At 60.0% G+C, this 13,968-nt stretch carries 11 protein-coding genes; 6 read left to right on the forward strand and 5 right to left on the reverse strand.

Annotation, left to right across the window (positions count from 1 at the left end):
* The first annotated feature begins 142 nt into the window (after positions 1-142).
* Positions 143-1,126 (forward strand): polysaccharide deacetylase, encoded by a 984-nt coding sequence (locus L901_RS05505; RefSeq protein WP_059754244.1) that lies wholly within the window; start codon positions 143-145, stop codon positions 1,124-1,126.
* A gap of 244 nt (positions 1,127-1,370) precedes the next feature.
* On the opposite strand, the gene sbmA is transcribed toward L901_RS05505, so the two are convergent.
* From sbmA to L901_RS05525, 4 genes are all read right to left on the reverse strand, one after another.
* A complete protein-coding gene (gene sbmA, locus L901_RS05510) occupies positions 1,371-2,639 on the reverse strand; it encodes a peptide antibiotic transporter SbmA (RefSeq protein ID WP_035261556.1) in 1,269 nt (422 codons plus the stop codon).
* Positions 2,640-2,824: 185 nt separating this feature from the next.
* On the reverse strand, positions 2,825-4,015 hold the full coding sequence (locus L901_RS05515) for an MFS transporter (protein ID WP_059754247.1): 1,191 nt from the start codon (positions 4,013-4,015) through the stop codon (positions 2,825-2,827).
* A gap of 317 nt (positions 4,016-4,332) precedes the next feature.
* Positions 4,333-5,085, reverse strand: coding sequence for a type I methionyl aminopeptidase (map, locus tag L901_RS05520; protein ID WP_059754250.1), 753 nt, complete (start codon positions 5,083-5,085; stop codon positions 4,333-4,335).
* A 54-nt stretch (positions 5,086-5,139) separates the two neighbouring features.
* The gene (locus L901_RS05525) at positions 5,140-6,201 is read right to left on the reverse strand and encodes an LLM class flavin-dependent oxidoreductase (RefSeq protein WP_003524232.1); all 1,062 of its coding nucleotides are present in this window, start codon (positions 6,199-6,201) and stop codon (positions 5,140-5,142) included.
* A 232-nt stretch (positions 6,202-6,433) separates the two neighbouring features.
* On the opposite strand from L901_RS05525, the gene L901_RS05530 reads away from it, so the two are divergent.
* The 5 genes from L901_RS05530 (at position 6,434) to L901_RS05555 (ending at position 13,568) form a co-directional block, all read left to right on the forward strand.
* A complete protein-coding gene (locus L901_RS05530) occupies positions 6,434-7,210 on the forward strand; it encodes a 3-hydroxybutyrate dehydrogenase (protein WP_059754597.1) in 777 nt (258 codons plus the stop codon).
* Positions 7,211-7,348: 138 nt separating this feature from the next.
* The gene (gene xdhA, locus L901_RS05535) at positions 7,349-8,818 is read left to right on the forward strand and encodes a xanthine dehydrogenase small subunit (protein ID WP_059754600.1); all 1,470 of its coding nucleotides are present in this window, start codon (positions 7,349-7,351) and stop codon (positions 8,816-8,818) included.
* Between the two features lie 194 nt (positions 8,819-9,012).
* Entirely contained in the window at positions 9,013-11,352 is a 2,340-nt protein-coding gene (xdhB, locus tag L901_RS05545; RefSeq protein WP_059754253.1) for a xanthine dehydrogenase molybdopterin binding subunit, read from the forward strand.
* A 194-nt stretch (positions 11,353-11,546) separates the two neighbouring features.
* Complete coding sequence (gene xdhC / locus L901_RS05550; protein ID WP_059754256.1) at positions 11,547-12,401, forward strand: xanthine dehydrogenase accessory protein XdhC; 855 nt, start codon at positions 11,547-11,549, stop codon at positions 12,399-12,401.
* A 237-nt stretch (positions 12,402-12,638) separates the two neighbouring features.
* Positions 12,639-13,568, forward strand: a complete 930-nt coding sequence (locus L901_RS05555; RefSeq protein ID WP_020810938.1) for a LysR substrate-binding domain-containing protein — start codon at positions 12,639-12,641, stop codon at positions 13,566-13,568.
* On the opposite strand, the gene L901_RS05560 is transcribed toward L901_RS05555, so the two are convergent.
* On the reverse strand, positions 13,544-13,882 hold the full coding sequence (locus tag L901_RS05560; protein WP_059754605.1) for a hypothetical protein: 339 nt from the start codon (positions 13,880-13,882) through the stop codon (positions 13,544-13,546). The two genes, L901_RS05555 and L901_RS05560, sit on opposite strands and share 25 nt — an antisense overlap.
* Between the last annotated feature and the right edge of the window lie 86 nt (positions 13,883-13,968).

The raw sequence follows: 13,968 nt of genomic DNA on the forward strand, positions 1-13,968 counted from the left end.
GGTCCCCCGGTGGAACGAAGCGGCCCTATCACCGCAAGCTGCAACAGGAATTAGGCCGAAAGTCACGAAAACGCCAGACTATTCAAAGCTTCGCCTTATTCCACCCGCAAAAGGCCACGGTGTTTCATATGACGGATAACTGATGTTTCGCTCACTTGCCGCCTTTTCCCTGTCGCTTCTCGCCGCCCTTCCCGCTTTTGCCGAAGAGGCTGAGAAGCCGAAGCAGCTCGTCATCGTGTCCTTCGACGGTGCGGGCGACAATTCGCTGTGGGAAAGAAGCCGGGCGACGGGCAAGCAAGTCGGCGCGCATTTCACCTATTTCCTGGCCTGCACGCTGGTGATGGACAGGAAGACCAGCGCCAAGACCTATCAGGGACCCGGCCAGAAGGCGGGTCGTTCCAATGTCGGTTTCGGCCAGTCGCCGGAAGAGGTGGAGGCAAGGCTCAGAAACATCTGGGCGGCCTATCGCGAAGGTCACGAGATCGGCAACCACACCTGCGGCCATTTCGATGGCGGGCAATGGACCGCCGAACAATGGGACGGCGAATTCACCACCTTCACCAGCACGCTGGAAAATGCCTGGCAAATGATCGGCAAGAAGGGCGAGGAGCCCGAAGGCTGGCGCGAGATGGTGAAAAAGATCGATGGTTTTCGCGCGCCCTATCTCTCGCAGGGGCCGGCGCTGACCGAAGCGCAGAAAAAGCACCGTTTCGTTTATGACGCCACCAGCATCACCAAGGGACCGGAATGGCCGGTGGAGCGCGACGGCATAGAGCATTTCGGCCTGCCGCTCATTCCGGAAGGTCCGGGCAACCGCCCGATCATCGCCATGGACTACAATCTCTTCATCCGCCACTCCATCGGCGTCGAGACGCCGGATCGTTCGAAGGAATTCGAGGAGCGCGCCTATACGGCCTTCCGCAATGCATTCGACAGGCAATATAATGGCGAGCGCATTCCGCTACAGATGGGCTTTCACTTCGTGAAGATGAATGGCGGCGCCTATTGGAACGCCTATGAGCGGCTGCTGCGCGAAGTCTGCGGCAGGCAGGATGTTGCCTGTGTAAGCTATGCCGAGGCGATGCCGATGATCGAGGCGCGGAAGAAACAGAAGACCGAGGGGTAAACTTCCTCATACTCTCCTGTTCGTGACAAAGGTCGAACACCCCTCCTCCGTCATGCCGGGCTTGACCCGGCATCCAGCCACGGCGCGTCTGCGCCGTGAGAAGAGTCTCTTGCGATCAAGGACTTGATCGCGCTGGACCCCGGATCTAGTCCGGGGTGACGGGTGCGGATGAGGCAGTTCACCAAACAGACCGTCTCCATAGGACGTGCTCAAGACCTGAAGGCGGCCAATCGACCGCCTTTTTTCAGGGCTTGTTAGCCGCCAGCTCGCCGGCCTCCGCTTCGCGCTGAAGATAGCGCTCGTCAATATCCGGCAAGGGCTTGTCGTCAATCGCGGCCTCGAAGGCCACAAGACGTTTATGGATGGACAGCAGCTCGATGATCGTTGTCCAGGAATTGACCAGATACTGGAACGAATTGCTGACCTGACCGAAGGCCGTGGCGATCTGCTGGTAGATACCGTAGGTGATCTTGCCCGCCACGATGGTCGGAACGAGCATCAGAAGCAGGAACACCGCATCGGCCTGAATGTAGAAATACCGTGCGACGTTGAAATAGAGATAGTGCCAATACATGCGGAAATAGTTTTTCCGCACATTGGAATAAAGCTCCTTGACTGTCGGCGGCTGGGCACGGTCGGCGTGGTCCTCGCCATAGACGAGTTCCTTGCGGTAGGCGGCTTCCACACGCTGGTTGCGGAAGTTCAGGCCGGGCAGCTTGATGCCGACTGTCGCCAGAAGGACCGTGCCGAAGATAGACCAGACAATCGCCAGCCAGAACAACGCATGCGGCACTTCGCCCAAGATCGGCAATTCGGAGACATAAGACGACAGCGCAAACAGGATCGGCAGGAAGACGACGAGCGTCATTACCGAATTGATGAGCGTAATACCCAACCCCTCAAGCGTTGAGGAGAACCGCATCGTATCTTCCTGAACGCGCTGGGAAGCACCTTCGATGTGGCGCAGCTTTTCCCATTTGGACATGTAGAAGTCGTTCATCGCGGTGCGCCAGCGGAAGATATAATGGCTGGTGAAGAAATCCGTCAGGATCGAAACCGCCATGCTGAGAAAGGCGATCTTGGCGAAGACGATCTGGAGGCTGTAAAAATCCCAGACTTCGATGCCCGGCTGTTTCGACAGGGCATTTTGCAAAAGGTCGCCGAAAGGCCGCCGGAAATTGTTGATGACGACGGAAATCTGAACGCCGAAATAGGTCACCGCGATAATCAGCAGCGATCCCCAGATGGACCAGAATTTCCAGGGATGATCCTTGGCGATAACGGTCCACACGCCGCCGAACGCCGCCAGACACAATGCCAGATAGGCGTAAAAGAACAGGTTAGCCGGGACCAGGAAGTAGCTGAGATCGTAGGGTTCCTGTTCAGGCATTACATAGCCCCAAGACCGACCTAACCCTTCAACGATGAAGTACCATCCGAGAATGGCGAAAAAAGCCCAGATAATGGCCGACGTGAAGAAGATTTTCGGTTTGGGAAAAAAGGAATGAAACACGTTTCGAACTCACGCGCGTTTGAAATCAGCCATTATTGGCGAAGCACTAGATGGCCCGAACCTAGGGCAGAAATTTGTGCACAGCAACGGAGAAGCGACGACCTTAACAAGATGTAAGGCGCAGATCGTGGCGCGATCCCCGCAAAACAGCGTGAATTCGGACCGGTCAGGACGCCGTCAAAGACTTAACGCCGTTGCTCCGTGGCAAGCACCGGCAACATCAGAACAATACTGACGACAAGCACGGCGGAAGCGAGAATGCTGGGCGCGGTAAAACTTCCCGTCACCTCGGCAATCCAGCCGGCGGCGAGTGGCCCAACGATCTGGCCCGTGCCGAAAGCGGCCGCCATCAGCGCAAAGGCGCGACGCGGGCTCGGCCCGGCAAATTCCCGGCCGAGCTGCAGGCCATAAGCGGTGATGACCATGAAGGTCAGCCCGAGAAGCAGGCCTCCGGCGAGAACACCCGGCACCGGCGGCAGCATGACGGAAGCGAAAACACCGACGGCTTCGACGGCAAGAACGATGACGAAGGCGCGTTTCAGCCCCTGCGATTTCAAGACCGGTTTCCAGAGGAAAAGCGAAATGGCGGCGGCGCAGCCGGTGATGAACCAGGCCAGAAACTCCACGAAAGCACCGGCGGCGGCCATGCGGGCGATTGCCACGATGAAGGTGGCGGTGATGACGTAACCGAAACCGAAAAGCCCATAGGCCAGTGTCGTCAGGAAGAGCGGCCGCGTCCAGTGGAGCGGCGGCTCCGCCACAGAGGATGCATGTCGCGGCGGGCCTGGGGGCAGCACCCGCCAGACGAGAATGAATGTGATGAAGGAAAAGACAGCGCCTGCAATCCACTCCTCCCGCCATGAGGAACCGCCGCCGTCAAAAACGACGCCGATCAGATAGACCGCAAGCGAGGAGATCGCGATGCCCGCACCGACACCGCCATAATGCAGCGCCTGAATGCTATCCCTGCCCGCCTTGACGGCATGGCCGATAACGATTTGCGAGGTGAAGATCATGGTGAGCGCGCTGGCGACCCCGGCCAGAAACCGGATGACGGTGAAGGCCGCGACGGAGTTGAAAGCCGCCATGGCAAGCAACAATGCCCCGGTGGAAAACAGGCCGCAAAGCGCCACCGGCCGTTCCCGCCCCGAACCCCATGAATAGGCCGCTAGAACCGCCCCGGCCAGATAACCGGCGAAGTTACCCGCCGCCACGATCCCCGCATCCCCCGCCGAAAGCGGAACATCCGCCATCATGCCCGGCAGAATGGGGGTGAAGGAAAAACGGCCGAAACCCATGGCGGAGGCCATCATCAGCGCCCCGGAAAATCCAAGTGCGGTCAGATGTTTGGCGGAAAGTGGCTTGTCGATGCTCATGCATGGCTTATCGCAACGGGGCGGATAAGGGACAAGCGAGTTATTTTGATCGGCGTTATAAGCGGTCGTTATCTGTCATGAATGTTCGGATGTTGCCGCTTGTTCTTCTCCCCGCCGGGGAGAAGGTGGCCCGAAGGGTCGGATGAGGAGGCTAGCTCTCCGAATATCTCTACCGTAGCCCCCTCATCCCGCTGCCGCGGACTTCTCCCCCTCGGGGAGAAGAAACAAGGGGCGCCCGCTCGCCTCACTCAGGGGCCAAGACGAGGCAATGGACGTTTGTAACTTGCCCTTGATGAACGGAACTCAGTCCCCGCCCCTCACTCAGCCAGCGTCAGCACCAGCGGCCCGTTCTTCGTCGCAACCACGGTGTGCTCATACTGCACCGTCGGCGCACTCGGATCGCTATAGAGCGTCCATGGATCGTCGTCGCCGTCTTCGGCCCAATAGGCGCCCGTCGAGAGAAACGGCTCGACGGTAAACACCATGCCTTCCTGCATGATGCGCCGCTCGTCCTTGTCCGGCCAGGTCGCCAGTTCCTTCGGCTCCTCGTGCAGCGAGCGGCCGATACCGTGGCTGGCGAGATTGGTGATCAGCGTATAGCGGTTCTTCTTGGCGAAAGCACCGATGGCATTGCCGATATCGGCAAAAGGCCTGCCGGTTTTCACCTGCTGCAGGCCCGTCCACATGGCGCGCTTGCCATCGCGGCAGAGGCGCTCGATTTCCTTCTTCACCGGTGGCACGGCGAAAGACGAGCCGGTATCGCCGAAAAAGCCGTTCTTCGCCGCCGAGACATCGATATTGACGAGATCGCCCGCCTTGATGATGCGGGGACCCGGAATGCCGTGGGCCACTTCCTCGTTGACGCTGATGCAGGTCGCGCCGGGAAACTTGTAGCAGAATTCCGGCGCCGATTGCGCGCCGTTATCCTCCAGCACCTTGCGGCCGATGGCATCCAGCTCGGCCGTGGTGATGCCGGGTTCCAGCGCGTCCGCCATGGTCTGCATCGCGACGGCGCACAAACGGCCGATATCCTTCAGCAGAACCAGTTCTTCTTCGGTGGAAATGACCATGTCTCTGTCCGTCGTTCTGTATGGCGGGTCTCAAAACGCCCGCCTTGGCAATCATCAGGCCGTGGCTTTCACCGGATCGGCGCTCCCCGTCAATTCTTTTCTGACGATCGGGGCGACTTTCGTACCATAAAGCTCGATGCCGCGCATGATCTGATCGTGCGGCATCAGGCCGATGGCCATCTGCAGCAGGAAGCGGTCATTCCTGAAAACGCCATGCGCCTTGATGATCTTTTCCGCCACCAGTTCCGGCTCGCCAAGGAAGAGATTGCCCTCCGGCCCGCGCGCGGCGTCGAAATGCGCGCGGTTCGTCGGCCCCCAGCCACGCTCGCGGCCGATGCGGTTCATCACCTCCGCCTGCGGTCCGTAAAACTGGTCCGCCGCCTTGTCGGTGGTGTCGGCAATGAAGCCGTGCACATTGATGCTGGTGCGCAGCTTGGTCTTTTCCTGCCCGGCGCGGCGCGCAGCCTCATGATAGAGATCGAACAGCGGCGCAAAGCGGCGATATTCGCCGCCGATGATGGCAAGCGCCACCGGCAGACCCATGGCGCCTGCCCGCGCCACCGATTGCGGCGTGCCACCGACGGCGATCCACACCGGCAGACGCTCCTGCAGCGGCCGCGGATAAACGCCGCGCCCGTTAATGGCAGGATGCTTGGTGCCGGACCAGGTGACGATTTCCTGCTCCCGCAGCGCCAAAAGCAGATCGAGCTTTTCGGCGAAGAGCACGTCGTAATCCTCAAGATCGTAACCGAACAGAGGGTAGGATTCGATGAAGGAACCGCGCCCGGCCATGATTTCGGCGCGGCCGTTCGACAGGAGATCGACGGTCGAAAACTGCTGGAACACCCGCACCGGATCGTCCGAACTCAAAACCGAAACGGCGCTCGTCAGGCGGATATTCTTCGTCTTCACCGCCGCCGCCGCGAGAACGGTGGAGGGCGAGGAGACGACATAATCCGGACGGTGATGCTCCCCGAGGCCAAAGACATCGAGCCCGACCTGATCGGCAAGCTCGATCTCTTCGATGAGTTCGCGCAGCCGGCGCGCGCCTTCCGGCCCACGGCCATCGGCGGGGTTGGGATTGACATCCGCGAATGTGTAAAGACCGAGTTCCATAGATGATACCTCTGTTTGCTTGCCTCAGAGATAGGGACGGAAGCCCCCGCAGGCAAATGCAGAATCTGGCGCAAAATCTGGATGCTTAGCTTCGAAAAAATGGATGGGCGCGGCCTGTTTCACTGCGCAACCGAGCTCCCCTTAAATGGCGCCCGAAATGGCGATTGCCAGCCCGCCCCCTTTGGGCATACCTTGCTTAAACATGTGCGAAGTAATGCAAAAAGGGGAAAGCATGCATCGGACAGTTATCGTGACGGGCTCTACAAGCGGTATCGGCCTTGCGATTGCGCAGCGATTTGCGCGGGAGGGCGCCAATATTGTGCTGAACGGTTTCGGCGATGAGGACGAGATCGAAAAATTGCGCCTTTTGCTGGAAGCGGAAAGCGGCGGGCGCGTGCTTTATCACCCCGCGGATATGACGAAACCGGACGAGATCGCCGATCTCATCAATTCCGCCAACGAAAAACTCGGCTCTGTGGATGTGCTCGTCAACAATGCCGGCATCCAGCATATCGCGCCCATCGAGGAATTTCCGCCGGAAAAATGGGACTGGATCATCGCCATCAATCTGACCAGTTCCTTCCATACCATGCGCGCGGCGATACCGCTGATGAAGAAGGCCGGCAAAGGCCGTATCATCAACATCGCATCCGCCCACGGTCTCGTCGCCTCGCCGTTCAAATCGGCCTATGTGGCGGCCAAGCACGGCATCATGGGCCTGACGAAGACGGCGGCGCTCGAGCTGGCGCAGACCGGGGTTACCGTCAACGCCATCTGTCCGGGTTATGTGCTCACACCGCTCGTCGAAAAGCAGATACCGGAAATGGCGAAGGTGCGCGGCATCAGCGAAGAGGCGGTGAAGAACGACGTGATGCTGGAACTGCAGGCAACCAAGCAGTTCGTCACCGTCGATGACGTGGCCGCCGCCGCACTGTTTCTGGCAAGCGATGCCGCAAGCAACATCACCGGCACCCATATTTCCGTGGATGGCGGCTGGACGGCGCAATAATTGCCGAACTTTCTTTCCGTTTTGGAAACAATGAATTGCCAAAACGGAAATCGATATACGCCTGCGGGCGTGCATATGATGCGCAGGGATAATGACAAGAAATCGGCTCGGCAGCCGGTCAAAAAAGCAGGGCATTGCATGAACGACGCGATCAGCTTCATCCTCAACAGCGAAACCATGTCGCTGAAGGATTTCGGACCGACAGACACGCTTCTCGATTATCTCCGCATCAGCAAGCGGTTGACCGGGACCAAGGAAGGCTGCGCCGAAGGCGATTGCGGCGCCTGCACGGTGCTGGTCGGGCGGCTGCTGGATGGCTCGCTGCGTTATGAAAGCGTCAATGCCTGCATCCGCTTTTTAGGCTCGCTGCACGGCACCCATATCGTGACGGTCGAACATCTGGCCGCGCGCGACGGTACGCTACACCCCGTGCAGCAGGCGATGGTGGATTTCCACGGTTCGCAATGCGGTTTCTGCACGCCGGGCTTCATCATGTCGCTTTACGGCCTCTGGCTTGCCAGTGAAAACCCCGGCCGCGCCGACATTGAAAAGGCGCTGCAAGGCAATCTCTGTCGATGCACGGGTTATGAGCCGATCGTGCGCGCCGCCGAAAAGATCGCCGCCGCGCGCCCGAGCGCGCTGTTCGACCCGCTGCAACGGGACCGCACCGATATCATGGCAAGGCTCTGGGCGATCCGCGCCAATGAAACGATCACCGTTACCCACGGCGAGGACCGCACCATCATTCCAGCGACACTGGCCGAACTGACCGAGATTTACGCTGCTGAACCGAAGGCGACCATCGTGGCCGGTTCCACCGATGTCGGCCTGTGGGTGACGAAGCAGATGCGGGCGCTGAACCCGGTCATCTTCATCAACAATCTCGGGGATCTGCAAACCATCACCGTGGATGAGGACGGCGTGACACTCGGCGCCGGCGTCACCTACAGCCAGGCCTTCAAGACCATTGCGGAACATTTCCCGCCGCTTGCCCGGCTGTTCGACCGCCTCGGCGGCGAGCAGGTGCGCAATATGGGCACCATCGGCGGCAATATCGCCAACGGTTCGCCCATCGGCGATACGCCACCGGCGCTGATCGCGCTCGGGGCGACGCTGACCTTGCGTTCGTCCTCCGGCAACCGCAGCCTGCCGCTGGAAAGCTATTTCATCGACTATGGCAAACAGGACCGGCTGAGCGGCGAATTCGTCGAAAAGCTCTTCATTCCGTTCCGGAAGCCGGAAAGCCTCTACGCCGTCTATAAGATTTCCAAGCGCCGCGACGAGGATATTTCCGCGCTCTGCGGCGCCTTCAACCTGACGCTCGATGCCGATGGCGCGGTCGACGACATCCGCATCGCCTTCGGCGGCATGGCTGGCACGCCCAAACGCGCCGCGCATCTGGAGGCAGCCCTACTCGGCAAGCCCTGGCGCCAAGAAACGATCGATGCGGCGCGCGATGTGCTGGACGAGGACTTTACCCCGCTGACCGACTGGCGGGCGACTGCCGAATATCGGCAACTGACGGCCAAGAACCTGCTGACGCGATTTTTCCTCAAGACTTCGGGGCAAAAGCAGGAACTCAGCCGTTTCTCGCTGGAGGAGGCGTGATGATGGCGATGGCGACACCCGCACCCTCCCTCATTCCTGTGCTTGTCACAGGAATCCAGCCGACGCGCGTCTGCGCGGCGAAAGACTCTTTTCAGCCCAAAGACTTGGGCTGGCTGGATTCCTGTGACAAGCACAGGAATGAGGGACTATTATCGCTGTCATATGCCGTAATTCACCAAGGAGGAGCTTGAACCATGGACACCACAAGCTTCGACAAGACCAAGACAGAAATCGACGGCCCGATGCACGCTTCGCTCCGGCACGATTCCGCCCATAAGCATGTGACGGGCAGCGCCGAATATATCGACGATATTCCCGAACCCGCCGGACTGATCCACGGCGCTCTCGGCCTTGCTGACCGGGCACATGCCGAAATCGTCTCGATGGACCTCTCGGAAGTGGAAAAAACACCCGGCGTGCTCTGGGTCATGGTTGCCAAGGACGTGCCCGGCGAAAACGACATCTCTTCCGGCGGCCGTCACGACGAGCCGCTGCTTGCCGAAACCAAGGTGGAATTCCACGGCCAGCCGATCTTCGCGGTTTTTGCCGAAACCCGCGATATCGCCAGAAAGGCGGCCCGCAAGGCGAAGATCACCTATAAGGACCTGCCGCATTTCACCGATATCGACACGGCGATTGAAAATGGCGGCGCGCTGGTCATCGACCCCATGACGCTGAAACGCGGCGATGCCAAGCTGGAAATGGATGTCGCGCCCCGCCGCCTCACCGGCACCATGCGGATCGGCGGACAGGAACACTTTTATCTCGAAAGCCACATCGCCATGGCCGTGCCGGGCGAGGATGACGAGGTAACGCTGTGGAGCTCCACCCAGCATCCGAGCGAAATCCAGCACATTGTCAGCCATATGCTTCAGGTGCCGTCCAATGCCGTCACCGTGCAGGTACGCCGCATGGGCGGCGGTTTCGGCGGCAAGGAAACGCAGGGCAACCAGTTCGCCGCCCTCTGCGCCATCGCCGCCAAGAAGCTGAACCGGGCCGTGAAAATCCGCCCCGACCGCGACGAGGACATGACCGCCACCGGCAAGCGCCATGATTTCCGTGTCGATTACGAGTTGGGTTTCGATGAGGAAGGCCGCATCCACGCCGTCGACGCCACCTATGCCGCCCGCTGCGGCTTTTCCTCCGATCTCTCCGGTCCGGTCACGGATCGCGCGCTGTTCCATGCGGATTCCAGCTATTTCTACCCGCATGTGCATCTCACCTCGCGGCCGTTGAAAACCCATACGGTTTCCAACACCGCCTTTCGCGGTTTCGGCGGCCCGCAGGGCATGCTGGGCGCGGAACGTTTCATCGAGGAAATCGCCTATGCGGTGGGCAAGGACCCACTCGATATCCGCAAACTGAATTTCTACGGCGACACCGGCTCTGGCCGCACCACGACGCCCTATCATCAGGAGGTCGAGGACAACATCATCGCCCGCGTTGTCGAGGAGCTGGAGACGTCAAGCGACTATCGCGCGCGACGTGAGGCGATCATCGAGTTCAACAAAACGAGCCCGATCATCCGCAAGGGCATCGCGCTCACGCCCGTCAAATTCGGCATCTCCTTCACCATGACCGCCTTTAATCAGGCGGGTGCACTGGTGCATATCTATAATGACGGCTCCATCCACCTGAACCATGGCGGTACCGAAATGGGCCAGGGCCTTTACACCAAGGTGGCGCAGGTGGTGGCCGATGCCTTCCAGGTGGATATCGGCCGGGTGAAAATCACCGCAACGACCACCGGCAAGGTGCCGAACACCTCGGCCACCGCCGCCTCCTCCGGCACTGACCTTAACGGCATGGCGGCCTATGACGCCGCCCGCCAGATCCGCGAGCGGCTGGTCAAATTCGCCGCCGAGAACTGGAATGTGCCGGAAGAGGAAATCGTCTTCCTGCCGAACCGGGTGCGCATCGGCCTTGAGGAAATCGCCTTCAATGACTTCATCAAAAAGGCCTATTTCGCCCGCGTGCAGCTTTCTGCCGCCGGTTTTTACAAGACGCCGAAAATCCACTGGGATCGCGCCGCCGGCCGTGGCACGCCGTTTTATTATTTCGCCTATGGTGCGGCCTGCTCGGAAGTGTCGATCGACACGCTCACCGGCGAATATATGATGGAGCGCACCGATATCCTCCACGATGTCGGCAAGTCGCTGAACCCGGCCATCGATATCGGCCAGGTGGAAGGCGCCTTCGTGCAGGGCATGGGCTGGCTGACGACCGAGGAATTATGGTGGGACGGCAAGGGGCGGTTGCGCACCCACGCGCCCTCCACCTACAAAATCCCGCTCGCCTCCGACCGGCCGAAGAGTTTCAACGTCAAGCTGGCGGAATGGGCGGAAAATGCCGAACCCACCATTGGCCGCTCCAAGGCCGTGGGCGAACCGCCCTTCATGCTGGCGATCTCTGTTCTCGAAGCCCTCTCCATGGCCGTCGCCTCCGTCGCCGATTATAAGGTTTGCCCGCGCCTTGACGCGCCGGCAACGCCGGAGCGGGTTCTGATGGCGGTGGAACGGCTGAAGAAGGTGTGAGAGGGAGGTTTCCATGCGGCCAAGCCCCCTCATCCGGCCCTTCGGGCCACCTTCTCCCCGGCGGGGAGAAGAAATCTGCCGCACCGTCGCGGCAATTCAAAAGTGTTGCGGTCGTAGTGCGGAGCTTGCGGGAACTTTCTTCTCCCCGCCGGGGAGAAGGTGGCCCGAAGGGCCGGATGAGGGGGCCAGCGTCAATGCCTGACACCTCCCTGCCCTCTTTCCTCACCCGCTCCCCCGCCACGATCCTCGTGGAAATCGAGGCCGTGAAAGGGTCCTCCCCGCGTGAGGCAGGAACCTTCATGCTGGTCTCGCAAGACGGCCTGTGGGAAACCATTGGCGGCGGGCAATTCGAATATATGGCCATAGACCACGCCCGGGCGATGCTGCGGAGCGGTTCTACCGAAGACCGCATGGATATTCCGCTTGGCCCGGAAATCGGCCAGTGCTGCGGCGGCCGCACCCTGCTCCGGTTCCGGCTGATAACGGCGGAAATCGCGGCAGCGCTGGAGGCGAGACTAAAGGGCGAGGCCGAGCAACAGCCCTCCGTCTTCATTTTTGGGGCGGGCCATGTCGGCAAGGCGCTGGCCGAGGCGCTGTCGCTGCTGCCCCTGACGCTGACAGTGGTGGAAACCCGGGAAAACGAGCTGCACGATCTTCCAGTGAACATCGCATCCGTGCTGACCCCCATGCCGGAGGCGCTCGTCGCGAAAATTCCTGCAAACGGGGCTGCCATCATCGTCACCCACGATCACGCGCTCGATTTCCTCATCGCGAAGGAAGCGCTTGCCCGCGACGATCTCGCCTATGTCGGCATGATCGGCTCGAAGACCAAACGCTCCACCTTCGCCCATTGGCTGGAGCGGGAAGGAGAGCCCATGTCCCGCCTTGCAAAGCTCATCCTGCCCATCGGCGGCAACAGCGTCAGGGACAAGCGGCCTGCGATCATAGCGGCCCTTGTGGCAGCCGAGTTGTTGCAAGCATTTTCCGCTGCCGAAATCCGTCGCAGCGAAAATCGACACGGCCATCCTCAAGGCCAAGATCACGCCTGAGCCCGTCCGGCAGGCTTTCATCCGCCAGATTGTCCGGTGCAAGGCTTTCAAGGGTAAACCGTTCCGCTGTCCGCAGGCCCGCACGCAGGCGGGACCACGCGCGCAAGAGTGCTGTGCGCATGTTCGTCTCCATTCAAAAATGTCAGAAGCTCAGTTGATGAATTGAGCTAAAAATGCTCTGTTTTCCGGAGAAAAACCAATGAAACCTTCGGCAATTGGCATAAAGAGAACTTATCCATGAAAATGTCCCGCCAGTTTCCCCTGAACGCCCTGCGGGTGTTCGAAGCTGCCGCAAGGCATCTGAGCTTCACCAAGGCCGGCGAAGAACTGGGCATGACCCAGACGGCGGTGAGCTATCAGGTGAAACTGCTGGAGGAGAATATCGGCGAGCCGCTCTTCATCAGAAAGGCGCGGCAGGTCTCGCTGACCGAGGCCGGGCAGAAACTCGCGCCGAAAGTCGCGGAAGCCTTCAACAATCTGCGGGAGGCCGTCGACAATGTGCGCGACACATCCGATGCGACCCTGACAATCCATTCCACCGCTACCTTCGCCTCACGCTGGCTTTCGCGGCATCTGGGTGCTTTCCAGCTTGAACATCCCTCGATTGCCGTGCGGCTCGACACATCAAGCGCTTTGATCGATTTTTCCCAGTCGGACTGCGATGTCGCCATTCGCTGGAGCAAAGATAATGGCAAAGGGCTGATCTACCATCAATTGCTGCGCGGCGTTTATACGCCGATGCTGCATCCGGGCCTTGCCGAAAGCATCGGCGGATTGCACAAACCGGAAGACCTGCTGCGCCTGCGCATCATCGATCCCGGCGATATCTGGTGGAGCCAATGGTTTCGGGAAGTGGGTGTTGAAAATCCCGGCCTCGACCGTTATCCCCGCAGCCGCCTCAATGTGCAGGCCTTCGAAGCCGCCGCAGCAATCGCCAGCCAGGGGGTGGCCATGCTCACCCCTGAACTCTATGCCGATGAGATTGCGCTCGGCCGCCTTTATCAACCCTTCGAGCACCTTAGCAGCGAAGGAAAGAACTATTGGCTGGTCTACCCCGAAAACCGCAGGAACATTCGCAAGATAAGGCTGTTCCGCGACTGGATATTGAAGCGGATCGAGGAAAGCCGGCCGCAGCAACTGCCTCAAAACCCCATGTCCGGCGCATAAAAACAGCGTGGCGTGTCCTCATCCGGAAACAGGCAGAGATGATATTCGCCATCCTCGGATCGTCTTGCCTCGCGCTGCGACCAGTTGAAGACATGGCGTCGGGTGACCATGCGGTGATCGCCGGGTGCGAGCGAGACCTCGTAACCGTCAGGCGTGACACGAACACTGCGCGTGGGAATCATCTGGCAGTCGCCGGTTTCGGCGTCGCCATTGCAGCAATAGCTTTCATATTTGAACCCCTTGTGGGATTCATGGGCAAGCGCGGTGGCGCTGAACGCCAGAGAGAAGAAGAGGACCGTCAGAACAAGGCGCATCGGCATGGTCTCCGTTGAAACAACGGCGGCTGCCGGAAGATCATTGCGTCCCTTTATTCAAATTTCACATCAACACCCACCCGGAC

The sequence above is a fragment of the Agrobacterium sp. D14 genome (assembly GCF_001526505.1).
Taxonomy (GTDB): Bacteria; Pseudomonadota; Alphaproteobacteria; order Rhizobiales; family Rhizobiaceae; genus Agrobacterium; species Agrobacterium leguminum.

Coding starts and splice junctions, on each gene's coding strand:
- L901_RS05505 (WP_059754244.1), top strand. CDS start 143: ATGTTTCGCTCACTTGCCGCCTTTTCCCTGTCGCTTCTCGCCGCCCTT.
- L901_RS05515 (WP_059754247.1), bottom strand. CDS start 4,015: ATGAGCATCGACAAGCCACTTTCCGCCAAACATCTGACCGCACTTGGA.
- map (WP_059754250.1), bottom strand. CDS start 5,085: ATGGTCATTTCCACCGAAGAAGAACTGGTTCTGCTGAAGGATATCGGC.
- L901_RS05525 (WP_003524232.1), bottom strand. CDS start 6,201: ATGGAACTCGGTCTTTACACATTCGCGGATGTCAATCCCAACCCCGCC.
- L901_RS05530 (WP_059754597.1), top strand. CDS start 6,434: ATGCATCGGACAGTTATCGTGACGGGCTCTACAAGCGGTATCGGCCTT.
- xdhA (WP_059754600.1), top strand. CDS start 7,349: ATGAACGACGCGATCAGCTTCATCCTCAACAGCGAAACCATGTCGCTG.
- xdhB (WP_059754253.1), top strand. CDS start 9,013: ATGGACACCACAAGCTTCGACAAGACCAAGACAGAAATCGACGGCCCG.
- xdhC (WP_059754256.1), top strand. CDS start 11,547: ATGCCTGACACCTCCCTGCCCTCTTTCCTCACCCGCTCCCCCGCCACG.
- L901_RS05555 (WP_020810938.1), top strand. CDS start 12,639: ATGAAAATGTCCCGCCAGTTTCCCCTGAACGCCCTGCGGGTGTTCGAA.
- L901_RS05560 (WP_059754605.1), bottom strand. CDS start 13,882: ATGCGCCTTGTTCTGACGGTCCTCTTCTTCTCTCTGGCGTTCAGCGCC.